Annotated in this window: 23 protein-coding genes and 2 pseudogenes; 13 read left to right on the forward strand and 12 right to left on the reverse strand. The window is 58.9% G+C overall.

All coding sequences use genetic code 11. From position 1 onward, the window contains the following. The first annotated feature begins 93 nt into the window (after positions 1-93). Together ACSYTG_RS02590 and ACSYTG_RS02595 are read left to right on the forward strand one after the other, a co-directional pair. Positions 94-903: an acid phosphatase gene (locus ACSYTG_RS02590; protein ID WP_489783776.1), complete on the forward strand. Its 810-nt coding sequence runs from the start codon at positions 94-96 to the stop codon at positions 901-903. Between the two features lie 101 nt (positions 904-1004). After that, a pseudogene (locus ACSYTG_RS02595) lies at positions 1005-1344 on the forward strand (transposase family protein); the annotation flags it as partial. Positions 1345-1456: 112 nt separating this feature from the next. Here the strand turns inward: ACSYTG_RS02595 and ACSYTG_RS02600 are convergent. The 7 genes and pseudogenes from ACSYTG_RS02600 to ACSYTG_RS02630 all read right to left on the reverse strand — a co-directional run bounded on the left by ACSYTG_RS02600 (position 1457) and on the right by ACSYTG_RS02630 (position 9192). Next, complete coding sequence (locus ACSYTG_RS02600) at positions 1457-1852, reverse strand: hypothetical protein (RefSeq protein WP_489783775.1); 396 nt, start codon at positions 1850-1852, stop codon at positions 1457-1459. A 230-nt stretch (positions 1853-2082) separates the two neighbouring features. Then, complete coding sequence (locus ACSYTG_RS02605) at positions 2083-2592, reverse strand: hypothetical protein (protein ID WP_489783774.1); 510 nt, start codon at positions 2590-2592, stop codon at positions 2083-2085. A gap of 38 nt (positions 2593-2630) precedes the next feature. Further along, positions 2631-3352, reverse strand: a pseudogene (locus ACSYTG_RS02610) (IS5 family transposase). Positions 3353-3444: 92 nt separating this feature from the next. Continuing rightward, complete coding sequence (locus ACSYTG_RS02615; protein ID WP_489783796.1) at positions 3445-5619, reverse strand: beta-N-acetylhexosaminidase; 2175 nt, start codon at positions 5617-5619, stop codon at positions 3445-3447. Positions 5620-5702: 83 nt separating this feature from the next. Then, positions 5703-6719, reverse strand: coding sequence for an N-acetylglucosamine kinase (locus ACSYTG_RS02620; protein WP_489783773.1), 1017 nt, complete (start codon positions 6717-6719; stop codon positions 5703-5705). After that, entirely contained in the window at positions 6719-7699 is a 981-nt protein-coding gene (locus ACSYTG_RS02625; protein ID WP_086646563.1) for an N-acetylmuramic acid 6-phosphate etherase, read from the reverse strand. The genes ACSYTG_RS02620 and ACSYTG_RS02625 overlap by 1 nt, the downstream gene beginning before the upstream one ends. After that, the gene (locus ACSYTG_RS02630; protein ID WP_086646564.1) at positions 7696-9192 is read right to left on the reverse strand and encodes a sodium:solute symporter; all 1497 of its coding nucleotides are present in this window, start codon (positions 9190-9192) and stop codon (positions 7696-7698) included. The genes ACSYTG_RS02625 and ACSYTG_RS02630 overlap by 4 nt, the downstream gene beginning before the upstream one ends. A gap of 298 nt (positions 9193-9490) precedes the next feature. Here ACSYTG_RS02630 and msrB point away from each other — a divergent pair, with 298 nt between their 5' ends. After that, positions 9491-9901, forward strand: a complete 411-nt coding sequence (msrB, locus tag ACSYTG_RS02635; protein ID WP_086646565.1) for a peptide-methionine (R)-S-oxide reductase MsrB — start codon at positions 9491-9493, stop codon at positions 9899-9901. A 39-nt stretch (positions 9902-9940) separates the two neighbouring features. Here msrB and ACSYTG_RS02640 read toward each other — a convergent pair whose 3' ends face one another. Continuing rightward, positions 9941-10702: a TetR/AcrR family transcriptional regulator gene (locus tag ACSYTG_RS02640; RefSeq protein ID WP_086646566.1), complete on the reverse strand. Its 762-nt coding sequence runs from the start codon at positions 10700-10702 to the stop codon at positions 9941-9943. A gap of 228 nt (positions 10703-10930) precedes the next feature. Here ACSYTG_RS02640 and ACSYTG_RS02645 point away from each other — a divergent pair, with 228 nt between their 5' ends. Both ACSYTG_RS02645 and ACSYTG_RS02650 read left to right on the forward strand, forming a co-directional pair. Beyond that, entirely contained in the window at positions 10931-12127 is a 1197-nt protein-coding gene (locus tag ACSYTG_RS02645; RefSeq protein WP_489783795.1) for an AI-2E family transporter, read from the forward strand. A gap of 134 nt (positions 12128-12261) precedes the next feature. Further along, entirely contained in the window at positions 12262-13893 is a 1632-nt protein-coding gene (locus tag ACSYTG_RS02650; RefSeq protein WP_415424249.1) for a bifunctional aspartate transaminase/aspartate 4-decarboxylase, read from the forward strand. A gap of 109 nt (positions 13894-14002) precedes the next feature. Here the strand turns inward: ACSYTG_RS02650 and ACSYTG_RS02655 are convergent, their stop codons facing one another. The 4 genes from ACSYTG_RS02655 to ACSYTG_RS02670 all read right to left on the reverse strand — a co-directional run bounded on the left by ACSYTG_RS02655 (position 14003) and on the right by ACSYTG_RS02670 (position 16640). Further along, on the reverse strand, positions 14003-14536 hold the full coding sequence (locus tag ACSYTG_RS02655) for a Dps family protein (protein WP_086646663.1): 534 nt from the start codon (positions 14534-14536) through the stop codon (positions 14003-14005). Positions 14537-14731: 195 nt separating this feature from the next. Further along, complete coding sequence (locus tag ACSYTG_RS02660) at positions 14732-15694, reverse strand: NAD(P)H-dependent glycerol-3-phosphate dehydrogenase (RefSeq protein ID WP_489783772.1); 963 nt, start codon at positions 15692-15694, stop codon at positions 14732-14734. A gap of 76 nt (positions 15695-15770) precedes the next feature. Beyond that, on the reverse strand, positions 15771-16007 hold the full coding sequence (locus tag ACSYTG_RS02665; RefSeq protein ID WP_086646664.1) for a (2Fe-2S)-binding protein: 237 nt from the start codon (positions 16005-16007) through the stop codon (positions 15771-15773). Between the two features lie 147 nt (positions 16008-16154). Continuing rightward, entirely contained in the window at positions 16155-16640 is a 486-nt protein-coding gene (locus tag ACSYTG_RS02670; protein ID WP_415420581.1) for a PACE efflux transporter, read from the reverse strand. Between the two features lie 61 nt (positions 16641-16701). On the opposite strand from ACSYTG_RS02670, the gene ACSYTG_RS02675 reads away from it, so the two are divergent. From ACSYTG_RS02675 to ACSYTG_RS02710, 8 genes are all read left to right on the forward strand, one after another. Beyond that, positions 16702-17589 carry a LysR family transcriptional regulator gene (locus ACSYTG_RS02675; protein WP_086646569.1) on the forward strand — a complete coding sequence of 296 codons (888 nt, stop codon included), beginning with the start codon at positions 16702-16704 and terminating at the stop codon, positions 17587-17589. Positions 17590-17729: 140 nt separating this feature from the next. Further along, positions 17730-18926: an amine dehydrogenase large subunit gene (locus ACSYTG_RS02680; protein WP_086646570.1), complete on the forward strand. Its 1197-nt coding sequence runs from the start codon at positions 17730-17732 to the stop codon at positions 18924-18926. Next, positions 18923-19513 carry a MauE/DoxX family redox-associated membrane protein gene (locus ACSYTG_RS02685; RefSeq protein ID WP_489783771.1) on the forward strand — a complete coding sequence of 197 codons (591 nt, stop codon included), beginning with the start codon at positions 18923-18925 and terminating at the stop codon, positions 19511-19513. Before ACSYTG_RS02680 ends, ACSYTG_RS02685 begins: the two co-directional genes overlap by 4 nt. Continuing rightward, the gene (locus ACSYTG_RS02690; protein ID WP_158093044.1) at positions 19510-20115 is read left to right on the forward strand and encodes a redoxin family protein; all 606 of its coding nucleotides are present in this window, start codon (positions 19510-19512) and stop codon (positions 20113-20115) included. Before ACSYTG_RS02685 ends, ACSYTG_RS02690 begins: the two co-directional genes overlap by 4 nt. After that, positions 20102-20692 (forward strand): methylamine dehydrogenase (amicyanin) small subunit, encoded by a 591-nt coding sequence (gene mauA / locus ACSYTG_RS02695; protein ID WP_086646666.1) that lies wholly within the window; start codon positions 20102-20104, stop codon positions 20690-20692. Before ACSYTG_RS02690 ends, mauA begins: the two co-directional genes overlap by 14 nt. 8 nt (positions 20693-20700) lie before the next feature. Next, on the forward strand, positions 20701-21192 hold the full coding sequence (locus tag ACSYTG_RS02700; RefSeq protein WP_233129134.1) for a c-type cytochrome: 492 nt from the start codon (positions 20701-20703) through the stop codon (positions 21190-21192). 195 nt (positions 21193-21387) lie between these two features. Then, positions 21388-22749: an outer membrane beta-barrel protein gene (locus tag ACSYTG_RS02705; protein ID WP_086646573.1), complete on the forward strand. Its 1362-nt coding sequence runs from the start codon at positions 21388-21390 to the stop codon at positions 22747-22749. Between the two features lie 45 nt (positions 22750-22794). Further along, entirely contained in the window at positions 22795-23394 is a 600-nt protein-coding gene (locus tag ACSYTG_RS02710) for a thioredoxin domain-containing protein (protein WP_095349972.1), read from the forward strand. The last annotated feature ends 45 nt before the right edge of the window (positions 23395-23439 follow it).

The following is a 23439-nucleotide window of genomic DNA, read 5'->3' on the forward strand; positions in this document are numbered from 1 at the left end:
ATAGCCGCAACCTTCATCTTCTATCTCAAAGAATGAATTCCAGGCTTGGCATTTTCATTAAATTGTCACGGTCAAGCATGCTCGTGATGCAGTATGACATCCGCTTTCTTAAAACGTATTGAGGTTATTCTTATGGATCGTGGTGCTCTGATCCTTCTAACGATGCTGATTTGTGGTGACACGCTGATTCCACTTCAAGTCGGGCACGCAGCAACGATAATGTTGCCAGATGGCCGAGGATTTTTGCCGCCACCGCCAGTCATCAAATCTCATGCGCAGGAAGCTGATATACAGGCTTTTGAAAGTACACGGGCTCTAAAAAACAGTAATCGCTGGAAACTGGCGCGCAATGACGCGGATCTTAATCCAGAACATATGATTGGTGACTTTTCATGTGCTGCAGGATTCAAGCTTTTGCCGAGCGAACTCCCCACTCTTGTTGCTGTTTTGAACGCATTGGAAAAGCCCCTTGAACAGCGCATAACGGAAGAAAAAGAGAATTGGCGGCGGCAACGGCCTTTCGTGGGCACAAGTCAGCCTGTTTGCACGCCAGATGCCGACAAACTGGCATCGAGTTTTTCCTATCCATCTGGGCATACTACATGGGGCTGGCTGGTAGCCTCTATCCTAAGTAGCGCTATGCCGGAACGCTCAAGTCAAATCATGCAGCGTGGACGAATTTTTGGCGAAAGCCGTATTGTCTGCGGTGTGCATTGGAAAAGCGATGTACAGGCAGGCTACATGAATGGCAGCGCCATGTTTGCAGCCATACAGGAGCAGCCATGGTTTGCAGAAAAAATGGATTCAATTCGTAAAGAATTACAAAATGCGCGTGTTAAAGCGACACCCGCGGAGAGTGCGACTTGCGTTTTAGAGCACGAAGCATCTCAAGAAACGTTTTAGAATAAATAAATTTATAAAACCGGATAGGTAGAAAATGGAGATCGGCAGAAATCTCCTTAAATATAAGCTTCTTCCGGACACTATTAGTTTTGCTAGTATGATGCCTTTATGCCCTGCAGGCCGACATTCCTCATCTGACATGCTCGGCCCTGCATCGCTGCTTTAAGCGTCACGAGATCTCACGGTTTTGGGGCATGCAGAGGCAAGCCAAAACGACAGCGCTTCAAACGCTATCCCATAGGCTTTTTTCACATTGATATTGCCGAAGCCCAGACTGCTGAAGGTAAGCTACACCTCTTCGTTGCTATCGATCGGACAAGAAAATTCGCTGTCACACAACTGGTCGAGAAAGCAGACTGGAAGACAGCCTGAGAATTTCTCGAGCGTCTCCTGAGCATTATCCCTTATCGGGTTCATACCATTCGGACCGATAACGGCAGCAGTGCGCTGAACAGCCTCGTAATCAAAATACGACGTGGTCGCGCCCCATGCGTTTCGACATGATCTGCGAAGCCCACGGGATCGAATATCTTCTGACTAAGCCTAATTGATCTTAAATCCAATTAATTAACAGTTTTTTGCATACTAGGTCCAAATCCCCCCAGTCGCCCGTTAAAATATATCTCTCACCGGACCATATTAAAAAATCTATATTGCCAATATCTACTGCACCATCTAAATCAATCGAAACGACATTTCTTAAACAAAATTCAAATATTTTAATATCGTTGAATATCAATACGCCATTTTTATAATAATATTTCTCCCCATTTTTTGGGGTTTGATACTGTGGATGATTTTCTTTTAAAACAAAATTCATCACAAATAAAATTTCACTTCCAGTGTATATTATTTTCAAAACATAACTATCTTCCAAATATATATCTTGAAATAAATTTAACTCCGAATAATCTCTGAGATTATTTTTATCGATCTTATTAAAGATCATAATTAACCTCCGTATGGTTTCTCAATCAGTTTCTGGCCAAAAAGTGTGTCATCACCAGAAGTCAGCTATGCTTCAATAAAATTACGGCCTTTTTCCATTAAGAATTTTTAATGCTATTATTAACTTTTTGGTTCAGATGAAACAACGTCTCCACAAACTCCGGGGTAGTTCAGCATTTTGATCAGGGCTATCGTGCATTGCTTGTGCCTATTTAAAGCGTTCATTCTGGATTATGCACCCCACCACAGAGGATTACCTTCAAGGGTATCATACCGTTCACGTATTTTTTTATCTCGTGCGTCATGAATACCCATCGCAAACAAGGGGGCGATAATGTCTCGTCCAATCAACAACGGGGTATATGAAGTATATTTTTTATGAACCCTTTCTGCTGTATCCATACATATTTCAAAAGATGAAAAATAAGAATCAAATATATAAATCAATTTATTTCCACTTTTATTTAAAGTAATATCAAATTCTTTCAAATTAAATCCGTATAAATCCACTTCAGATATGGTAATTTCATTAAATATATTTCTAATTATTGATAAGTTATTCCTGAGTTCATCAAAATTTTCTACACTAACATATCTCCGATACAGCCTGTCTGTCACCAAAGGTAGCTGTATTTTTTTCTGATATTCAACAAAGTGATTAACACATCTAAAGAAATACTCGACCTCTTCAGATGAGCCAAGTTCTGTCAATAACGATCCACCATAAACAGAGACAGTCATATTATTACCTTTCTAGTCTTTAAATCTAGGCTTAGGACTCATAGCCAGAACAAGATGGTTGCGGCGAGGCAGAGTGCCGAGAAGAAGACGATCAGGCATCTGTCATAGCATGTTGCGATCCGCCTTCAGTCCTTAAGCCTGCCTAACATAATCTCGATAAGGTTGCTGTGCTTGTATTTCCTCTTGTCGTATTTGACCGATCTCCACGAGATTTTCGGCCAAGAATACAGGGTTTGATTACTTTCTCCTCCAAGGCATGTCTGAACCAGTCAGCGTCATAGCTCCGGTCTCCTAGCATCCATTCGGCTGGTGGGAGACCATCCAGCAGGGCTGTAGCACCAGTGTAATTACTGATCTGGCCTACTGTTATGAAGAAGTCGAGCGGATGTCCGTTCCGCTCGGTGACGGCATGCAATTTCGTATTCATTCCGTCTTTGGTCCATCCGGTCAGACGGCCGGGGCCCTCTTTTTCAACCGCAGGCTCGAAACTGCACGATGGGCTTTGAGATAGGTCGCATCAATCATGATCGTCTGAGGCTCTGTTTTGCCGGTAGCCAGTTCCTCCATCATGCGGATGAATATCCCCATGGCACCCAGCGTTTCCAGCGGCTGTAGAGCGTCTTGTGTGGACCGTATTCCCGGGGCGGATCATGCGAGCGCAGACCATTTCTATTCGCGAAAATGATCCCGCTCAACACACGACCGTCATCAACGCGAGGTTTGTCATGGCTCTTCGGGAAAAAAGCTATGGACGATCCATCTGCTCGTCCGCAGTCAATACAGATCACTCACCTTCAGTCTCCTCAAGGAGCCTGAATCACATCCTGCTGCTTATATCAATGGACCCTGAGCCTAGGGAATAGTTTGATCAAGCAAGACTTCCACCCCGGGGACGATCCGCTGGATCAGGTCCCCTTCGGGCTGGGGGGTATTGGTCACGACATGAATACTGGCCGAGGCCGCTATGTCCTTTTTGGCAGCAAGCAGTGCGGTGCGGGCGTTTTCGCGCCAGTTTAGTGTGCGGCTGGTGCCGAGTGCGGCTAGCCCCGCACGGGCCAGATCGGCCAGTTGGGCCGAGGCTGCCAATGCCGGGGTCAACCCCGTGTTATGGGCTGCTGCGCGGGCAAAGGCGCTGTCGTTACTGGCCCAGCGGGTGAGTGTATTTTCCAGCTCATGGCGCAGTTCGGTATGGCCCGCAATAAAGGCTTTGGCTTCGGTATTAAAGGTTTCAGCCTCAAAACTGTCTGGGCTGGCAATATCCGCCGGGGTGCCGAGCTGTTGCAAGGTGGCGGTCTGTTTATGCCGGATTTGTAAAAACTCATGATTATGGGCGTAATTACGCACGGGTGAGACCGCCTGAAGCAGCACGGCAGCGGCCTCAGTCTCCCCCGGAGCAAGGCGCTCAAGCATGCGCCGGGTGTTGGCGTGGGCCTCCAGCCCCAGCAGGTCCAGCCGGTCTGCCATAATGGCCAGTCTGGGGTACAGGGTTGTGGCATCGCACTGTTCCGGCGCGGACCAGAACCGCTCGGCCAATGCTGCTGCTCGTGGCCATATGCGTGCATCCAGCATGTCGGGGGAGACAACCTCGGTCCACAAGGCGGCTTCCGCACCCAGCACATGGGCTTTTTGTGCGTCATTCAGGGGGGGGGGAGGGGCGTCCTCCGCCTTTGCCGGGGGGGCGGTGGGTGTTGGCGGGGTGTCGGGCGGGTTGGGGCCGGTGGTCTGGGCTGCTGCCTGTGCTTCTGCCGCATCCTTGCGCATGTCCAGCGGGTCTGTGGTGTAGTAAGCGCTCGCTGGGAGCAGGCGGTCCAGATAATAGGGGCCGGAAATAACCGTGTCATGGCCAGCGGTTGTGGCCTGTGCGGTATGGGCGGGGCCGCGCCAGCTTTCTATAATGGTGTCAGGGGGAATATCGGCTTCCTGTACCTCATCCCAGCCCATAACAGTTTTGCCACGCAGGCGCAGGGCGTGGGCTACGTGGCGGGTGTAATCCGCCTGCAAGGCCGCAACCGAGGCTATGTGGTGCTGCTTCATATACGCGGCAATGTGGGGGGATTGCGCCCATTGCTTTGCCACCACCTCGTCTCCCCCGATGTGAAAAACGGGGTCGGGGAACAGGCCCGCCATTTCTGCGTACACGGCGTTTACAAAGCTGAGTGTAGCCGGGTTGGTGGGGTCGAGGGCTGCGCGGTTGATCTCGGCCCGGTCGGTGGTGTTGAGCGGGGCGTTGGCGGCATAGCGCGGGTATGCCAGCAGCATGGCGTAGCTGTGGCCGGGTGTATCAAACTCGGGCACCACACGGATACCTCTGTCCGCAGCCTCGCGCACAAGCTGGCGAACCTGTTCCTGCGTGTAATACTGCCCATGGCTGCCAAGTGTGTGCAGGCGCGGGAAAACCCTGCTCTCCACCCTGAAGGCGGCACCATCGGACAGGTGGATGTGCAGCACGTTCAGCTTGACCATTTCCATGGCGTTCAGCTGGCGCAGCAGGTCGGGCAGAGGCATGAAGTGCCTGCTGGTATCCAGCATAAGCCCACGCCAGGCAAAGCGCGGGGTATCCTCAATATAGGCCTGTGCCAGCACGGGGCCATCGCGTTCCTGCCGTACAAGCTGGCTCAGGCTGGTCAGGCCATGCAGCACTCCGGCCACCCCTTGTGCATTCAGGGTTATGCCGGTGGGGGCAACATCCAGCGTATAGCCCTCACGCATGGTGGGGCTGGGGAATGTGATGTCCTTGGGGGTGTTGATGTTCAGCACAAGCCCACCCGGTGGAGGTGGGGCCTGAGTGAACATAATGGGCCTGCCTGCCAGTATGCAAAGCCGGGTACGCAACCGCTCTACAGCCCGGAGCAACAGCGGGGTTGGTGGGCTGTTCCAGTGCAGGGTCAGGCTTTGGGGTAAGGCAAAGGCAGCCCCCGATGCCTGTAGAACAGCCGGTGCTGGCATGACCAGCGGCAGGCGCACGCTATTGCGCACAAAAGCCAGTTGGGGCGTGCCGGGGGATGCGTCCAGCGCATTTTGCGCCATGGCCACACAGGGTGTGCTCCCTGCCAGAGTAAGGCCACACAGGAGCAGTGTTCTGGCCGGGATGGATTTGAAAAAGTGAGCAATCATGGCTGTGTGTTTTGCACCGAAAGTGAGGTTGCAAGCCTGTGCACCCATGCCGCATCTACCTCCCAGCCTGCCAGCTGGGCTGCACGCAGGGCGGCGCCACCCAGTGGGGGCAGGGCGGGAGGAGTTGCGGGTTGGCCCAGCAGTGTGCTCACCCGCGCACGGACGACCGCGCTGGTCATCACACTCCCGCCATAGCTCCACGGCAGGCCTTTCAGGGGCTGTTCAGCCGGAGGGCTGGTGGGTGCAGCAGGGGGGGGCAGCACAAGGCCGCGGCAGGCCGTATGCGCCAGATCGGCCAGATGCGCGGCCGCCGCATGCAGTATGGCCAGAGCGTGGGGGTCATGCGTCTGGGCCAGTGCATGGACTATGGGGGCCACATCTCCCACGGCGGAGCGTGGGTGGGGGCGGGTGCGTAGCCACTCGCGCAAGGCGTCGGCGGCGTTGGGGCCGTGGCTGGGCAGTTCCAGCGCATGCAGCACGGCGCGTGCAAAGGGCGCAAAGGGTGTTGTGGGGTCATCCAGAAAACGGGCGGCGTGGTTAAGGGCCTGGCAGCCAATCCAGTAGCCGCCCCCTTCATCCCCAAACAGCCAGCCCCAGCCGCCTGCGCGGGTGATGTGCCCATCTTGCGTGCACGCCTGCGCTACGGAGCCTGTGCCTGCCAGCACAAAAACTCCCGCCCCTCCGGCAAAGGCAGCCCGGTGGGCGGTCTGCACATCGTTTTCCAGTTCCAGCGGGATGTCTGGCCCAAGGGCTGCGCGGGCAACGTCCATCTGCTGGTGGGAGGAAGGGCGCGCTCCGTCATACCCGGCCATGCCCAGTACGGCCGCGCACAGGCCGTTATGGGGGAGTGCGCGCAGCAGGGTATGCAGGTGTTCGGCCCAGTCTGGCCGGTCATAGGGGTTGCAGCCGGGGCCGGTGGTGTGGGCCAGCAGGCCACCATCCCGCGTGATCAGGGCAACGCGGGTATGGGTGCCTCCGCCATCGAGTGCAAGAAGGGTCTGGGCCGGGGGCATTAATACAGCATCTGTTCGGGCGCGGGTGTGGTGTTATGGACGGCGGGACCTACGCCACGTGCAGCCTGCACGGCCAGCAGGTCCAGTGCCCGGCGCAGGTGCCCGTCGCACAGGCGGAGCAGCATACGCCCCTGTGCGGGTTCCAGCCCCTGACGCAGCAGTATGGCCAGTTTGATGGACCCATCTGCCTTGAGCAGGGCGGCCTGTGCCTGTGTGTCCGAGCAATCGGTTAACTGGGTAATCATCCGCAGTGCGCGGTGCACCAGCTTGGTGTTTACAATGCGCATGTCCACCATATGCCCCCGCCACGTATGGCCAAGGCGGATCATGAGTGTGGTGGAAAGCAGGTTGAGGCAGATTTTCTGCGCAGTGCCTGCCTTCATGCGGGTGGAGCCTGCCACGACTTCCGGCCCGGTTTCGGTCAGGATGCCTATGTCGGTTTCGGCCAGCAGGCGGGCTGCGGGGGTGCAGGACAGGCCAATGGTCAGGCTGCCGCAAAAGCGGGCGCTGGCAAGGGCTGCGCAGGTGTAGGGGGTGTTCCCGCTTGCGGCAATGCCGATCACCACATCATCAGCCGTGGGGGTGTGGCTGGTTATGGCGCGCTGGGCTTCGTCCTCATCATCTTCAGCGCCCTCCACGGGGCTGAACAGGGCGGCCTCCCCACCTGCCAGCAGCAGCACCAGCCGCTCCGACGGCCAGCCATAGGTCGGGATCAGTTCCACACCATCCTGCAAGCCAATCCGCCCCGATGTGCCTGCCCCTACGTAAAACAGCCGCCCGCCCCGTTCCAGCCGTGGCACCGCCTGTGCAATGGCAGCCTCCATGTCCGCCAGAGCGGAGCGCACTGCCGCCGTGGCCGCGAGCTGGCTTTCCAGCAGGCTTTCCAGCACGGTGGCGGTGGGCCATGTGTCCAGTCCGTCATAACGCGGGTCCTGCATTTCCGTGCGGGGGGGCTGGTTTGGTGTGTGTTGAGTCGTCATGATTTTGGCCTCCGGTTGCGGGCGGGCAGGGGGTACGGACTAAGGTGCATGATATGGAGCAGGCCGGCTAGCCCGAATAGGAGAATCACGCCCAGTACGATCAGCCACGCAAAGGCAAGGGGGTGCCCGTTGGGGCGCAGGGCCAGCATGGCCCAGACCATGCACGGCACGCTTAGTGCAAAGGCCGGTGCCAGTGTGCGTGCCTGCACACGGGGCATGGCCATGCCCGCAACAAACGTGCCCAGCATGGGGCCATACCCGCACGCGGCAATGGACAGGCCAAGCAGAATGGCGGACTGGCTGGCATGGGCAAACAGCCCCGCACATGCCACCAGCGCGCAGGCCCACACCACGCTAACCAGCCGGGCAAAGCCCAGCGCGGAGCAGCGCAGCCTGCGTGCGGCGCGCGCGCACAGGGGGGCAAAATCCCCCACGCTGGCGGCGGTCATGGCCGACAGCGTAGCCGAGAGTGAGCCCATGGTGGCAGCCAGAATACCCGCCAGCATAAGCCCGCGCAGGCCCGGTGGCAGGTCGTGCACAATATATGCAGGAAAAATGGCATCCGGGCTGGCATAGCCCGCCTGCGCAAGTGTGAGCCCGCCATTGCGTGCCCAGAGCAGTACGCCCGTCAGGCTGAGCAGGGCAAACAGCACACCCACCCCCAGCGCGCTGCCCATAAGGGCCAGCCGCGCATCCCGCAGGCTACGTGCGGCCAGCACACGCTGGACCATCAGCTGGTCGGTACCGTGGGATGCAACCGAGAGCAAAGCCCCTCCGGCAAGGGCGGCAAGGGGTGTAAACGGGCTGTTCAGCAACGGGGCGCCATGGGCAAACAGGTGCAGCCGTCCTGCCTGTTGCAGGCTGTGCCATGTGCCCGCGGGCGCGCCATGCCAGAGCAGCAGCGCGCAGGCTGTCGCCCCGAACAGGTACAGACCGAACTGGATACTGTCTGACCAAACCACTGCGCGCAGGCCGCCACAAACAGTGTAGAACAGGGTCAGCAGCATAATGCCCCCCAGCAGCATGGGCTGGGGCAGGTGTATGTGCAGGGCTGCCAGCATGGTGGCCAAAGGGAGCATGCCCGCAAACAGGCGCACGGCCTCTGCCAGCAGGCGGGTGGTCAGGAATGTGGCGGAGGCTAGCCGCTGCATGGTGGAGCCAAAGCGCTGGCCCAGCCAGTCATAGGCGCTGAGCATATGCCCCTGCTGGTAAAGGGGTAGGAACCACCACGCAACAATGGCCCGGCCCACAAGGTAGCCAAGGGCCAGCCCCACAAAAACCATGCCCGACCCATAGGCAATGCCCGGCACGCTGATGACGGTCAGGGTAGAGGTTTCCGTTGCAACAAGGGACAGGCACAGCGCCCACCATGGCAGGTCCCTGTGCCCTTCCAGGTACGCGGTGGGGGAGGACTGGCGACCCGCCAGCATAAGGGCCACAACCGGCATGGCTGCCAGATAGGCCAGCATGACCAGCAGATCGGTAAGGCTCATGGTGTGGTCCTGTTCATGCCGTGGGGCAGGGCTGGGGGAACGCCATACCGGGCGGGCCAGCCCGTGTGCGGGGTAAGGCTGGTATGGCGCACACGAACTTTAGGAACAGCCCGCGCGGGCAGCAAGCCTCTATTCCCGTGCCCCGCGTGGCGGGCCTGCCCGGGGGAGGCGCTCGCCCGAGTGTGACAGGCCGGGGGCTTGGCGCAGCAGGCTTGCGGGCGGTAGTCTGGGCAGCAGGTAGTGCCCCGGTGCGGGGTGGCTGGTGCACCGCACCGGTTGGAGGCAGAAAGGAACCGTTATGACCAGCAGTTGCAGTTCTGGCGGGTGTGGCCCCCGTGCCCCCCTGACCCCCGAACAGGAGCAGATTCTGCTCGGTCATGGCACGGAATACCCCGGTTCCAGCCCCCTGAACGGGGAAAAACGCCCCGGCACCTACCATTGTGCGGCATGCGGTACGCTGCTGTTTTCCTCCACCACCAAGTATGAGAGCGGGAGCGGGTGGCCATCCTTCTGGGCGGCAGAGCCGCAGGGCGTTGCCACCCGGCGTGATACAAGCCACGGCATGGTCAGGGAGGAAGCCCACTGCGCGCAGTGCGAGGGCCATCTGGGCCATGTCTTTAACGACGGGCCACCCCCGACCGGGCTGCGTTACTGCATGAACGGGCTTGCGCTGGACTTCCGCCCCAGTATTACGGGCAGCGCCGGGTAAACATACAGCCCCGGTGTGGCGGGGCGCACAGGTGTGTGCTCAGCCCGGAACCTGCTGCGGGGCCGGGGCAGTCTGCCTCCCCCCTACGGCGTTGAGGAAAAAAGACCATGCCTCGTTAAAAAAAGCATCGCGCTCTTCCTCGGTCTTGAGCGGATCAAGGCCAAAAAGGCTGTCTTCCATTGGCCAGCCGGTAACCATGCCGGTCAGCAGGCGGGCCGTGGTATCCGTGGCATGGCCAGGGTTGATCTGGCCTTTCTGCTCCGCCGCTTTGAGCAGGCGCACAAAATTATTATGGAAAGGCTGGCCAATGGCCGCCACCGCCTGTTGTTGCAGGGATGGGTGGCGGTGCCCGTCGGCTATGAGAATCCGGTACGTGCCCAGCGCATCGGGGCGGAGGGTCAAATCCAGCATCAGGCGGCTGATGTGGCGCAGCTCCTCCAGCGGGTTGGTCAGGGGGGTCTGTTCCATGGCCCGCAGTACCGAGCCGGTCAGGTTGGTGACCACTGCTATGAACAGCGCTTCCTTGGAGGAATAGCGACGGTAGATTGTCTGTTTGCTGGCGCACGCCTTGCGGGCGATCTGGTCGATGGAGGTGCCCGCGTAGCCATGCTGCACAAACAGGCCCGCCGCGATTTCCAGCAGATACTGGTCAAGGTCTTCCGTAACATCGGTCGTGGGTCGCCCACAGCGCCGTTTACGCCCCTGCAGGCAAGGGTTTGCCATGTCCAGAGGACGGGTGGCAAAGGTAAGGGCCTTGCTCAGGTAACCTTTGGGTGAACGGGGGGCTGGGGGCTCAGACAACGATTATCCGCTTTGTGTTAGCTGGTGTAGGGGAAGGGGTAGGGAAACACATCTGCAATGTGGCGGTTTTATACCCGTGTCGTGTTTTTATTTCGAGGTCTTTCCGTGCGACGCAAGAATGTGTTGCAAGAAAAGGGGGTGTTGCGGCAGCTCTTTTCCGCCACACACAAAGCACACATACCATGTGGCGCACGATCATGTCAGGAAATAACCCCAGTGGAACAGCAGATGCTTGAGGGCGAACAGGCTCCCGCACCAGACCAGCCCGGCCAGACCAGTGCGTATAAAGGGTTGCTCCCCACCCCCATGGCAGATGCGGCAGGGACCGCCAGCGCGGAGCAGATAGCCGTTCTGGCCCTGAACGTGCAAAAGCTGGGGCGTATTCTGCGCCGCTTTTACCAGCTTGCCATTGCCGTGGTGGCGGCCCTGTGTGTGGGGCTGTTCATTTACGCGGGTGGGGCCGTGGTTATGGTGGTGTTTGCCGCAGCCCTTGTGGCGGTGGTCCTGCATGGTGCCGCGCGGTTGATCTGCCGGGTGCTGCCCATGCGGCAGTGGGTGGCGGTTGTGCTGTTCCTTGCCGGGCTTGTGGGGGGTGTTTCGTTTGTTGTGCATGTGTCCGGCCCCGAGCTGGTCACCCAGCTTTCCCACCTGTATGCGGCCCTGACCCATGAGCGCGATGCCCTGCATGCCGCACTGGACAAAAACCCGATCGGGCATTCGGTGCTCAACCACATTCCCCGCTTTTTTGGTGGCAACCAGACATCCGGCCCCCTTGGGTCGGAGGGGGCTGGCGGAATAGATTTTGCAGGCTCCATGACCAACGTGCTGACCTCCACCTTCGGGTCGGCAGGTACGCTGGTGGTTATTGTGATTGCGGGGGTGTATTTTGCGCTCTCCCCCCACCTGTATGCCAATGGCCTGCTGCGGCTGGTACCCACGCGCTACCGTGGCACCGCGCGTGAGCTGATCCGCACAACAGCCCATGTGCTCTCTGCCTGGGTTGCGGGGCAGCTGCTGGATATGACCGTTGTGGGCGTGCTGACATGGGTTGGCCTGTCCCTGCTGGGTATGCCGCTTGCTTTCCCGCTTGGGCTGGTTGCGGGTACGGCCAACTTCATTCCCTATCTGGGTACGTTTATCGGGGCAGTGCCTGCCTTGCTGATCGCCCTGTCCATCAGCCCGCGTGAAGCCCTTATGGTGGCGGGGCTGTATGCCTTTATTCAGGCGTTTGAAGGGTATGTGATGTCTCCCTTCATTCAGAAAAGGGCGGTCAGCATGCCGCCTGCGCTGACCATTCTTTCCCAGACCATATTTGGCGCTTTTCTGGGGATGTGGGGCTTTGCTTTTGCCTCCCCCATTACGGCCGTGCTGCTGGCGGTGATCGACCACCTGACCGCCCCTCTGCCGGAGGAAGAACAGGTCTGACAGAGCGCATTTTTGGCATAAAAGGGTAAAAAACAGGACAAAACAGGCACGATCTGCGTTTTTGGGGGTGGTTTTCCCGCTTGTGTGCATGCACATTCCCCACAACAAGAATATCCGCTTGAAGGAAGCACGGGATGTCCAGCCCAGCCGACGACTTTCAGAAATACCGGCACCTCAGCCCGTTTGAACTCAAGGACCAGCTTATCCGGCTGGCCTCGGGGCGAGCACAGCGGGCCATGCTGGATGCAGGGCGCGGCAACCCCAACTTTCTGGCGACCTTGCCCCGGCAGGGCTTTTTTCAGCTTGGCATGTTTGCCGCAGCCGATTCTGCGCTCACCTTCTCCTATATGGCCGAAGGGGTGGGGGGGATGCCCCGCCGTGCAGGAATAGAAGCCCGGTTTGAGGCATTTCTGGCAGCCAACAAGGATGTGCCCGGCGTGGCCTTCCTGCGCCGTGCCCTATCTTATGTGCGTGACCAGATGGGCCTGCCAGCCGATGCGTTCCTGCTAGAAGCCACAGCGGGCATTCTGGGGTGTGACTACCCGACCCCACCCCGCATGCTCCGCTATGCCGAGCAGGTGGTGCGCCACTACCTGCTGCACGAAATGGCAGGCGGCACCATGCCCGAAAGCACGACAGACCTGTTTGCGCTGGAAGGGGGGACGGCTGCCATCAGCTATATTTTTGCCTCCCTGCGGGAGAACGGGCTGATCCGGCCGGGGGACAAGGCCGCCATTGGCATGCCAGTCTTTACCCCGTACGTGGAAATCCCGGAACTGCGGGACTACCAGTTGCAGGAAGTGGCCATTAATGCCGACCCCGAGGCCGGGTGGCAGTACCCGCCAGAGGAACTGGACAAACTGCTTGATCCCTCGGTCAAGATTTTTCTGGTGGTGAACCCCAGCAACCCGCCATCGGTCCGTATGAGCGATGCAGGGCTTGCCCGCATTGCCGAAATTGTCAAAAAACGCCCGGACCTGATTATTGTCACCGATGATGTGTACGGCACTTTTGCCGATGATTTCCGGTCCATTTACGCCATTTGCCCGTACAACACGGTGCTGGTTTATTCCTTCTCCAAGTATTTCGGTTCCACGGGCTGGCGGCTTGGTGTTGTGGCCATGCACCAGAACAACGTGCTGGACCATGCGCTGGCAGCCCTGCCTGAAGCCGAAAAACAGGAGCTGGACAAGCGTTACGCCTCGCTCACCCCCGACGTGCGCGGCCTGAAGTTTATTGACCGGCTGGTGGCCGATAGCCGCACCGTGGCCCTTAACCACACGGCGGGCCTGTCCACCCCCCAGCAGGTGCAGATGGTGCTGTTTGCCCTGTTTGCCCTTATGGATGGGCGGGATGCATATAAAAACGCGCTCAAACGCCTGCTACACCGGCGCGAACTGGCCCTGTACCGCGATCTGGGCGTAAAAGCGCCGGATGATGACGGCAGCACCCACTATTATACGCTGATTGATCTGGCCAATGTGGTCACGCAGCTTTATGGCCGCCGCTTCGCCCGGTGGTTGATGACCAAGGTGGACTACCAGACCATCCTGTTCCGCATTGCGGAGGAAACAGGCGTGGTGCTGCTGCCCGGTGATGGCTTTGCCGTTAAACGCCCATCGGCCCGGGCCTCGCTCGCCAATCTGAACGAGTACCAGTATGCAGCCATAGGTACGGCCCTGCGGCGCATGGCGGATGAATATTATGCCCGCTACTGCACGGAAAAAGGGGTGAAGGCCGTAGCCCCCGCACCTGCGGCACACTAAAGCCGGGCAAAGGCCGGGGTAGGGGGTAAGCCCTGCTCCAGCCTGCCCGGTATTGCCCCGCATGGCCTGCGCGGGGCTGGTTGCGTGGGGGCGCTAGCCCCTGCAGCCGTCAGTCGTTTTTGCCAAAAACCGGGCGGGTGGTTTCAAACAGGAACCATGTGCGGCGCTCTGTTTCATCAATCCAGTTTTCCAGCAGGCTGGCGGTGGCAACATCGTGGGCATCATCACAGATTTCATGCACCGCGCGCAGGCGTTTAGTCAGGGTCAGGTTGTCTTCGCGCAGTTCGGCCAGCATGTCCTCGGGGGTGACGTACAGGGCGTCGTTATCCAGAATGGCCGTTTTGCGGCTGATTTCCCCAACGGAGTGCAGCGTGGTGCCGCCAATCTTGCGTGCGCGCTCGGCCAGAGGGTCGGTCATGGCAAAAATCTGCTGGCTCTGCTCGTCCAGTAGCAGGTGGTAATCGCGGAAGTGGCGGCCACTCATATGCCAGTGGAAGTTCTTGGTTTTGATGTAAAGGGCGAACACATCCGCCAGAACCTCGGCCAGACCTGCGGCCACAGCCTTGACCTTTTCGGCCTTCAGGTCTGTGGGCGTGCCAAGATATTCCTTGATGTGACGTTCTGAAGCATTGGGTTTGGTCATGGGAATGCCAGCCTTTCCAATAAATGTCAGTCTGCGGTGCGGGGTGTTCCCCCACCGCTGCATCCAACGTGGAAAGTGCATGGGCAGATACAACCCCATGCGGGCAAAGACTCCACCCCTCACACGAACGTGACAAAACGGGGTGCGCGCATTGCCAGAGCGTAGCCTGCTACAGAGTGTGCGCAGGGCGGGCGGCTAAACCTCGCTTTTAAGCGGGCGGCTGAGCAGGTTGTGGGTGGCCTGTTGCAGGGTGATCTGCCCTTCCATAAAGGCGGCAATGCAGTCGGTTATGGGGGTTTCCACCCCATGGGTGCGGGCAAGCCTTTGCAGGGCGGCTGCCGTTGTTACCCCCTCGGCCACGCCGGGCAGGCTGTTCAGGGCGGTTTGCGTGTTCATGCCCTGTCCAAGGGCAAGCCCCATTTGATAATTGCGCGAGGATGCACCCGTGCAGGTCAGGAGCAGATCCCCCAGCCCCGCAAGGCCCGCTAGCGTTGCCGCCTGCCCGCCAAGGGCTGTAGCCAGCCGGGTTATTTCGGCCAGTCCGCGGGTAATCAGGGCTGCGCGTGCGTTTTCGCCCAGACCTGCGCCTATGGTCACGCCCGAGGCTACGGCAATTACATTTTTGGCTGCCGCCCCAAGCTGCACCCCCACACAGTCCGTGCTGGCGTAAAGGCGGAACAGGGGGGTGGAAAGCAGGGTGCTCAGGCTTTGCGCGCGTGCGGTGTCCGGGGCCGCCAGCACGGCGGCTGCGGGCAGGCCTGCTGCAATCTCGCGCGCAAAATTGGGGCCGCACAGCACAGCGCCGGGGACATCTGCCCGCTCCCGCGCGAGAATATCCAGCGGAAAAGCCAGTGTCTGGCGTTCTATGCCCTTGCAGCACAAAATGGCGGCAACACCAGTGGGCAGCAGGGGCAGAACAGAGGCCAGATACTGCGTGGGCACGGCAACCAGCACGCAGCGCGGCGTAACTGGTGGCAATGCGGAGCAGGGGTGAACGGTAGGGGGGAGCGGGTAGTCCGGCAGGCGCGGCATGGCCCCATTGGGTAGGGTTTGCGCGTTGCGTGCCCACAGGTGCACCTGTGCTCCGGTGCGGGCAGCATGCAGGGCCAGTGCAGTGCCCCAGGCACCGCCGCCAAGTACAAAAACAGGATCGCTCATGCCTGCATCGGTGCCAGAAGCCAGAGGAGTGTGCAAGCGGGGTAAAAGGGCAGGAATAAGCCCGGCTGGCGTGTGCTCAGGCAGAAGCAGCCATGGCCACGCTCTGCTGGCGGGCGGCGTGGGCGGCCAGTTCAGCCTGCTGCATGTGCCTCATTTTGGCTTCGCGCAGCAGGCATACAACGCCTTTAACGCAGTTGCCGCACTGGGCCTTGCACCCGCGGGCGGCATAAATCTCACGCGGGTGGTTTGCACCATCGGCCACGGCGGCTTCAACATCTTTATGAGTCAGTAGGTTGCAGGAGCAGACAACCATTACTTTGCACCTCATGGTTACGAGTCTGACCTCACTCAACCATAAATGAGAATTAGTCGCAATACTTTCTGTGCGCTGCACTTCTCATTTGCCCCAAAAAGTGATTACAGGGGGCCGTGCCCCTGCCGTGCTGCCACAAAGGGCGGGCTAGTGCGGGAGGGGGAAGGCCCGGTCATACGCCATGTTGAAGACAAAAGCGTACACCAGATAAAACAGGGCAAGGGAGAGGGAGAGCGAGAACGTCTCCATCAGCGGGGCATGGGTGTACAGGGCAATCCCCGGCACAAGGGCCACCTGCAACCCGGCCTCGAACAGTAGGGTATGCACCAGCCGCCCACGCATGGTTTTGTGCGTGGTGCGGTAAAGATGGGTCATCACCCGGTCAAAAATCAGGTTGTACAGGTAGTTCCACACCATGGCGGTTATGGCGCTGCCAAGGCCAATAACGCCCATGGCGGATTCGTGCAGGCCAAACAGGGCGCTACCAGCCGGAATGGTAATGGAGAGCGCAATAAGCTCGAACAGCAGAACATGGCGCAGGCGGTCCATGCCCGAACGCATGGGAACCACAGGAGGTGCGGGTAGCCCTGCCGCGCTCATGGCCGGGGGCTGGCTGGAAGAGTAAGTTGACATGGCGGTAATCTATCGAGCCTGATAGGAAAGAAAAGATGGAACCTATCGGAAAAACAGATGGATGAACGTTTCTCTCGAACAGCTTGAAGCCTTTGTGGCCACGGTGGATGCGGGGTCTTTTTCCGCGGCAGCGCGTGCGCTCGGGCGTGCCCAGTCGGCCATTAGTACGCATGTGGCCAACCTGGAGGTGGACCTTGGGGTTGTCCTGTTTGTGCGCACAGGGCGCACCCCCGTACTGAGCGTGGATGGCGAACGCCTGCTGCGTGAGGCCCGCGTGGTGCTGGAACGGCGTGAGCACCTGATTGGTGTTGCCCGCTCGCTGGAAAGCGGGGTGGAGAACAAGCTGGTTGTCGCCATAGACGAACTATACCCCGAGCATGCCCTTGGCCCGGTTTTTGCAGAATTTGCACAGGTTTTTCCGCATGTGGAAATGGAAATCCTGTTTCCACTCATGGAGGATGTCGGCCAGCTGGTGCGTGATGGTGCCGCCCAGCTTGGGGTTATGTGGCAGCAGCACCGCATGCCGCCCGAACTGGCCTTCCGCACCATTGGGCGGGTACCGCTCAAGCTGGTGTGCGGGCGCAACCACCCGCTGGCACAGGGTGGCCCCGTAGCGTGGGAGGAGCTTAAACGCTACCGCCAGATTCTGGTCGCGGCCCGTGGGCAGGAGCGCGAGCGGCATTACCTGCGGCTGGCAGGGGAAGTCTGGTGGGTGGAAAGCCACTGGGTCATTCTGGAACTGGTGCGCCACGGCATAGGCTGGGCCTTTGTATCCGACCATGTTCTGGCGGCATCGCCCGCTGCACCGGACATTGTGGTGCTGGAGCAACAATTTGATGCAGGCAACCGTCTGGTGCCCCTTGCCGTGGTCTGGCACGCCAAGGGTTCCCACGGGGTTGCCGCGCGGTGGCTTTTGCAACGATTTTTTAAAAAAGAAGGGAATTTTTAAAATCGACCACCGGATTTCCGCGGTCGGTTCCCGGTCGTGTCAGGTTGTTGACATATGTGTGCAATTTTTGTGTTGAAAAGGCAACAGTAACGACTATGATACGAAAATCCTGAAGGAAAACGAGAGAAAAACAGGTCTGCATGTCCCTTCTTAGCCCCCGCAAATCATGGCTTGGCCTGCTTCTTGGCAGTGCGGCCTTTTTTTCAGCAGCCACCGTTCAGGCCGCCGAACCCGTCCTGCAAACCGAGCAGAGCGACGTGGTCACCCTAAAACCTTACAGCCCCCACACCATTTTGGTGGAAGACGCGGTTTACACCCATAACAAGGATGGCCGTGTTGATGTGGTGGACGCCGACCGTGGCGTATTGCTGGGTATGGTGCAGGCTGCCTACAACCCCAACATGGTGCTCAGCCCCGATGCCAGCCACTTTTATGTGGGTGAAACCACATGGGAACGCGGCAACCGTGGCGCACGGAACGACCTTCTGGCCGAATACGATTCCCAGACACTCAAGCTGACTGCGGATGAAAAACTGCCGTCCCGCGCACTGGTGACCCCCAAGCGGAACGACATGGCCATCAGCGCCGATGGCGCACGGGTTTATGTGTACCAGATGAGCCCCGCCAACGCGGTGCAGGTGGTGGACACAAAGGAACACAAAGTTACCCATACGGTGGAAATTCCCGGCTGCGCCCTTGCATACGCCTGGGGCAATGCCGGTTTTTCCTCCCTGTGTGGTGATGGTACTCTGAGCAATGTCAGTGTCGAGGCAGATGGCAAGGCCAGTGTAACCCACAGCGCTGCGTTCTTTGAACCCGACAAAGACGGCATTTTTGAACAGAGCCCCAGTGTCGCCAAAGACGGTTCTACGTATTTCATCAGCTATAGCGGCAAGGTTTACCCAACCACCCTGTCTGCCAACAGTGTTGTGCAGCCTGCATGGTCCTTGCAGGAAGGGGCCGGTCTCAAGCCCGGGTCCGATGCTACGGCACCGTTTGAAGTCACCTGGCGTCCGGGTGGGTGGCAGATGTCCGCCCTGCACAAAGACACGCACGAGCTGTATGTGCTCATGCACCGTGGCACGTTCTGGACCCACAAGGATTCCGGGACCGAAGTCTGGGTGTACAACACGGACACGCACAAGCGTATCCGCCGTATGCCGCTCAAGGTGGCCAGCACCATGGTCGGCGTGACGCAGGACGCAAGCCCGCTGATGTTTACTGCGGATGAAGATGGCAACTTCTTTATCTCCGACGCCCGCACCGGCAAGCTGCTGCGGACCATGAAAGGGCTTGGTACGTCTTTGATTTTCACGGTTGCGCCGGGTGAAGGATGAGCCTGCAGGCTTCGCCTTTTCTGGCACCCGTATGGTGCGTTGAGACAGGGCAACTGGTAGCGGCTTTGTGTGCAGGTGGTATTGGTGCCCTGTTTATGGTGGCCGGTATTGCCAAACTGCGTGCGCATGACACGTTTTTGGGCACACTTGCCGCTTACCGCCTGTTGCCCGCATGGTCGTACGAAAGTGCGGCCTGGGCACTGGCTGTAGCCGAAATCGGGGTCGCTGCTTTGCTGTTTTCCGGTATTGGGGCAGGTGTTGGTAGCATGGCTGCGGCGGTGCTGCTGGTCGTGTTTGCCTGCGCCATGGGCGTGAATGTGCTGCGCGGCCGTACGGACCTGTCGTGTGGGTGCACGCCGGGGGTGGCTGGTCAAAAGCTCTCCTGGGCAGTTGTGCTGCGCACTCTGGCCTGTGCCGTGCTGGCTCTTGTGCCCTGCATGGGCCTTGCCTTTGGGTATGGGGTTGCTCCCGTACTGTGGGGGCAGGGTGTTGTAGGGGGCGTGTGCCTGTATCTGCTGTGGCAGGCCATGCAGGTATTGCCACCGGTGCATGTGCCCGGGTCCGGCATGCAGGAGCATGGCGCATGATTATGCTGTTGTGCCTCTGGCAGGCTGTTCTGGTTGTTCTGGTGCTTGTGCTGGCCGTTGTGCTGGTTGCACTGGCCCGCCAGATTGGTGTGCTGCACGAACGGCTGGCACCGCTGGGTAACCAGGAGGTCAAGCCCGGTCTGGACGTGGGGCAGGTGGTCCCGCGCCTGATCCTGCATACGCTGGATGGCCAGCCCTTTACCGTAGGGGATGTTCTTCCCGCAGGTCGCAGGCAGCTTTTGCTGTTTGTGGCGGCGGAGTGCCCTGTGTGCAAGCGCGTCTCCCCCATTGCGCGCCAGATTGCTGCCGAGCGTGGGCTGGACCTTGTGTTTGTAGGGGACGGCCCCGAACCCGAACTTAAAGCCATGCAGCTGGCCCGGCCAGAAATGCAGGGTGTTCCACTTATAACCGGGGTTGAACTGGCTCTGGTTCTTCAAATCAACCGTATGCCAGCGGTGGTACTGCTTGATGAGCGCGGCACCATACTGGCCAAAGACCTAGTTAATACGCGGCGGCAGATTGAAGGGGTGTTGGATGGCGTGGCCCCCACACACTCCGCAGCGCCAGCCGATACAGGAGCGAATGCGCATGTTGCCTTCTGAACACACTCAAAAAACGGAACAGGATGTCTCCCTGTTCGACCGTATGACCGAATCTGTGCTGCGCCGCTTTGCAGGGCGTACGTCCCGCCGTGGTGTGGTGGCCCGTCTGGGCGGGCTTGCGGCTGCCGTGCCGCTGTTCCCGCTGCTGCCGGTCAGCCGTGCTTCGGCAGCAACGCCTGCTGCGGGCAAGGCTGCTTCCAAGGCGCCAACGCCTTTTGGCACCAAGGCACAGGTCAAGGATGCCAATGCGTGCGATTACTGGCGTTATTGCGCCATTGACGGCAACCTGTGCACGTCCTGCGGTGGTGGGGTTCATAGCTGCCCGCCCGGTACGGCTCCGTCCCCCACATCATGGATTGGGAGCTGCTACAACCCGCAGGATGGTAATTCCTACATGATTGCCTACCGTGACTGCTGTGGCCAGGATTCGTGTAACGAAGTAACCTGCCTTGGCACGGACGGGGACCAGCCCTCCTACCGCCCCATGGCCAATAACGACATCATCTGGTGCTTCGGCACGGGTACGTCGGAAATGTACAACTGCTCCACCGCCGCCGTGATCGGGAAAGCTTCCTGAGCATGCGCATGGCGTTGTTGCGTTGTGTTCTGCCTGCCTGCGTTGCGGTGCTGGCCATTATGGCCGGTACCGCGCGTGCCCATGCGGTGCCAGATGCCGTGCCGGGTGCGACAACCCTGAGCCATACGCAGTCTGTTTATGTTTCGCATTGTGGTGGGTGCCACGGGATTGAGGGCATATCCGGCCCGACCTTTGTGCCCATGCTGCGTAACACGGTAGGCAGTTTTGCCTGCACGGAGGAGGGGCGGTCTTATCTGGTGCGTGTGCCAGGTGTGTCCATGTCCCTGATCCGCGATGACCAGACTCTGGCGGATGTCATGAACTTTGTGCTGATCACACTGGGTGGGACCAGCACGCCGCCCAACTTTAAGCCCTATACGGCAGCGGAAGTGCACACATGGCGTGCGCACCCGCTCTCGGGGCCGGACTTCATGAGCCTGCGTGCGCATGTGCTCGAACGTTCGCTTGCGGCCTGCGCGCATACACCCGGCAAAGGGTGAGTGCGGTGTGCTCCTTGTGGCGGTGCGGCAACAAGGAGCAGGTCCAGCTTGGGGCAGGTCTGGCGGGTGACATGAAAACTTAAAGTGACTTTTGGTCACGCCTTATCCAGCCTGTATCCGGTGCAAACTGTCATACTTACCCGCCCGGCGGGTTTTACTGAATAATTTGGTTCTGATCTGTGGAGCAAAAAAAGTATGTTTCTTCGCCGCCCTTTGCCCGTTGGGATGTGGCTGACCATGCAACTGGCGGCGCTGCCCGCCATGGCGCAGGAAAAAATAATTCCCGGTGATTCCGCCCGCCCTCTGGTGCTGGAAGAAACCCCTGCGGAAAAAGCACAGGCGGACAAGGAAGAGGTTAATCTTAAAACCTCCAAGAACCATACATGGTTTGATGATCTGGAAGGCCACCTTGTGGTCGAAGCCGGCGTAAACGGCAACCCGTGGACCCACACAGGCCGGAACTGGGCACAGTCCTACGTGGACCGCGCCAACACGGCTACACTGAACCAGATTACGGGCACACTCTCCCACCCCACGACCGACATTGGCGGGGGCTATGGCATCGGGTTTGTGTTCGAAGTGCTGTACGGTTCGGACGCCCGCTTTAACCCGACCATTGGTATGGGCGATGGCAACCTGACAGGCATGTACCAGTGGGCGCCAACACAGGCCCATATTGATGCGCATCTCCCCTGGCTGAGCAAGGGCGGCATAGACCTGCAGATTGGCCAGCAATACGGTATTCAGGGTTTTGAGGGCACGGACGCACTGGAACGCCCCTTTTACTCCTATAACTATTCATCCGATTACATTGTACCGTTTGAAACCGTAGGCGTGCTGGCCACATGGCATATGACCGACACGGTTGCATGGGTTCTGGGTGTTAATGCGGGTAACTCCACCACGTTTGGTGGTGCCAAAAACAACAAGCGGCCCAAAGGCTATTTTGGCGTGCAGCTTACAGGCCTTGCTGACGGCAATCTGGATGTGGCGGCCATTGCCTACCTTGGTCCGCAGCAGAGCGTGTATGCCATTGGCAATGTAGCCAACCAGAAAATGGAATATGTTGGCGATATTCTGGCTACGTACAAACTGAACGACACCACGTCCATCACGCTCAATGGTACCTATTACCATGATGACTATTTGCAGGATGACGTGTACGGCGTGACCACCTATTTTGCGCATGATTTCTCCCCCTCGCTGACCTTTAACGCACGTGGTGAAATCTTCCGGGACAATAACGGGCAGGTTGTAGGTGCCAACACCTCCACCATGTCCTACGTGAACGAACTGCGCGGGCGGAGCTACCCCTATGATCAGGCACCGGGCACCACGTATGGGGAACTGACCGTGGGCGTGACCTACCGGCCGGAGTTCCTCAAACTGCCGCGCGGCAGCTTCTCTCTCCGCCCCGAAGTGCGGCTGGACAAGTCGCTCAATGGCACACGCCCGTTCAACCGTGTTTCTCCCACGGATGATCCGAACGTCAATTTTGCCAATAACGGCACCAACAACATGTTCTGGTTCAGCTGCGATGCCATCTGGTCTTACTGATACGCCGGTACAGGGCGGGAAGGAGCAGGTATGACACAGGCAGGCCTGCAGGCTCTTGTTCTTGCAAACGCCATGTTGAGCCTGCTGCTGTGTGCCGCATTTTTTGTGGCGTATCGCATGGTGCTCAGGCTGCGCAGGCTTTTTCAGGAAATCGCGCCCGTAGGTGCCCTGACAAACGCACGCGGCCCCCAGCCGGGGGACATGGCCCCCGCAGGCTCCTTTGCAACGCTGGATGGGCAGGCCATGGGGCTGGCCGGTGGGGCCATGCCCCGCCTGCTGCTGTTTGTGTCGGCTACCTGCCCGATCTCGCGCAAGGTTATACCCATTGCACGCAGCTTTTGCGCCAAGGAGCAGCTGGAACTGGTTCTGGCGGGGGATGATAACCCAGCCGCACAAACCCTTTTTGCACAGCAAACGGCCACACCACCGGCCCTGTTTATAAACGACCCCGCTCTGGGCCGTGCGCTGGAAGTGGACAAGCTGCCAGCAGCCTTCCTGCTTGACCAGCAGGGGGTGCTGATCGCACGCGGGCTGGTGAACAACCGTGAACATCTGGAAAGCCTGCTCAATGCGTGGGAGAGCGGGTTTGGCACGGTGCAGGCCTATATCGCCCATAACCGTAAAGCAGCCCGCACCAGCGCGTAGGGGAGTGCTGGCACACGGCCTTTTGTCGTGTGCCAGCTTACCATG

This window comes from Acetobacter sp. ESL1128 (assembly GCF_058505085.1).

What these genes read in the sequence shown, in the direction of transcription:
- ACSYTG_RS02675 (WP_086646569.1), top strand. Translation starts at nt 16,702, where the DNA reads ATGAACGTTTCTCTCGAACAGCTTGAAGCCTTTGTGGCCACGGTGGAT.
- ACSYTG_RS02655 (WP_086646663.1), bottom strand. Translation starts at nt 14,536, where the DNA reads ATGACCAAACCCAATGCTTCAGAACGTCACATCAAGGAATATCTTGGC.
- ACSYTG_RS02650 (WP_415424249.1), top strand. Translation starts at nt 12,262, where the DNA reads ATGTCCAGCCCAGCCGACGACTTTCAGAAATACCGGCACCTCAGCCCG.
- ACSYTG_RS02605 (WP_489783774.1), bottom strand. Translation starts at nt 2,592, where the DNA reads ATGACTGTCTCTGTTTATGGTGGATCGTTATTGACAGAACTTGGCTCA.
- ACSYTG_RS02590 (WP_489783776.1), top strand. Translation starts at nt 94, where the DNA reads ATGACATCCGCTTTCTTAAAACGTATTGAGGTTATTCTTATGGATCGT.
- ACSYTG_RS02615 (WP_489783796.1), bottom strand. Translation starts at nt 5,619, where the DNA reads ATGGCGCAAAATGCGCTGGACGCATCCCCCGGCACGCCCCAACTGGCT.
- mauA (WP_086646666.1), top strand. Translation starts at nt 20,102, where the DNA reads ATGTTGCCTTCTGAACACACTCAAAAAACGGAACAGGATGTCTCCCTG.
- ACSYTG_RS02680 (WP_086646570.1), top strand. Translation starts at nt 17,730, where the DNA reads ATGTCCCTTCTTAGCCCCCGCAAATCATGGCTTGGCCTGCTTCTTGGC.
- msrB (WP_086646565.1), top strand. Translation starts at nt 9,491, where the DNA reads ATGACCAGCAGTTGCAGTTCTGGCGGGTGTGGCCCCCGTGCCCCCCTG.
- ACSYTG_RS02685 (WP_489783771.1), top strand. Translation starts at nt 18,923, where the DNA reads ATGAGCCTGCAGGCTTCGCCTTTTCTGGCACCCGTATGGTGCGTTGAG.
- ACSYTG_RS02665 (WP_086646664.1), bottom strand. Translation starts at nt 16,007, where the DNA reads ATGGTTGTCTGCTCCTGCAACCTACTGACTCATAAAGATGTTGAAGCC.
- ACSYTG_RS02690 (WP_158093044.1), top strand. Translation starts at nt 19,510, where the DNA reads ATGATTATGCTGTTGTGCCTCTGGCAGGCTGTTCTGGTTGTTCTGGTG.
- ACSYTG_RS02705 (WP_086646573.1), top strand. Translation starts at nt 21,388, where the DNA reads ATGTTTCTTCGCCGCCCTTTGCCCGTTGGGATGTGGCTGACCATGCAA.
- ACSYTG_RS02600 (WP_489783775.1), bottom strand. Translation starts at nt 1,852, where the DNA reads ATGATCTTTAATAAGATCGATAAAAATAATCTCAGAGATTATTCGGAG.
- ACSYTG_RS02645 (WP_489783795.1), top strand. Translation starts at nt 10,931, where the DNA reads ATGCTTGAGGGCGAACAGGCTCCCGCACCAGACCAGCCCGGCCAGACC.
- ACSYTG_RS02700 (WP_233129134.1), top strand. Translation starts at nt 20,701, where the DNA reads ATGGCGTTGTTGCGTTGTGTTCTGCCTGCCTGCGTTGCGGTGCTGGCC.
- ACSYTG_RS02620 (WP_489783773.1), bottom strand. Translation starts at nt 6,719, where the DNA reads ATGCCCCCGGCCCAGACCCTTCTTGCACTCGATGGCGGAGGCACCCAT.
- ACSYTG_RS02625 (WP_086646563.1), bottom strand. Translation starts at nt 7,699, where the DNA reads ATGACGACTCAACACACACCAAACCAGCCCCCCCGCACGGAAATGCAG.
- ACSYTG_RS02630 (WP_086646564.1), bottom strand. Translation starts at nt 9,192, where the DNA reads ATGAGCCTTACCGATCTGCTGGTCATGCTGGCCTATCTGGCAGCCATG.
- ACSYTG_RS02670 (WP_415420581.1), bottom strand. Translation starts at nt 16,640, where the DNA reads ATGTCAACTTACTCTTCCAGCCAGCCCCCGGCCATGAGCGCGGCAGGG.
- ACSYTG_RS02660 (WP_489783772.1), bottom strand. Translation starts at nt 15,694, where the DNA reads ATGAGCGATCCTGTTTTTGTACTTGGCGGCGGTGCCTGGGGCACTGCA.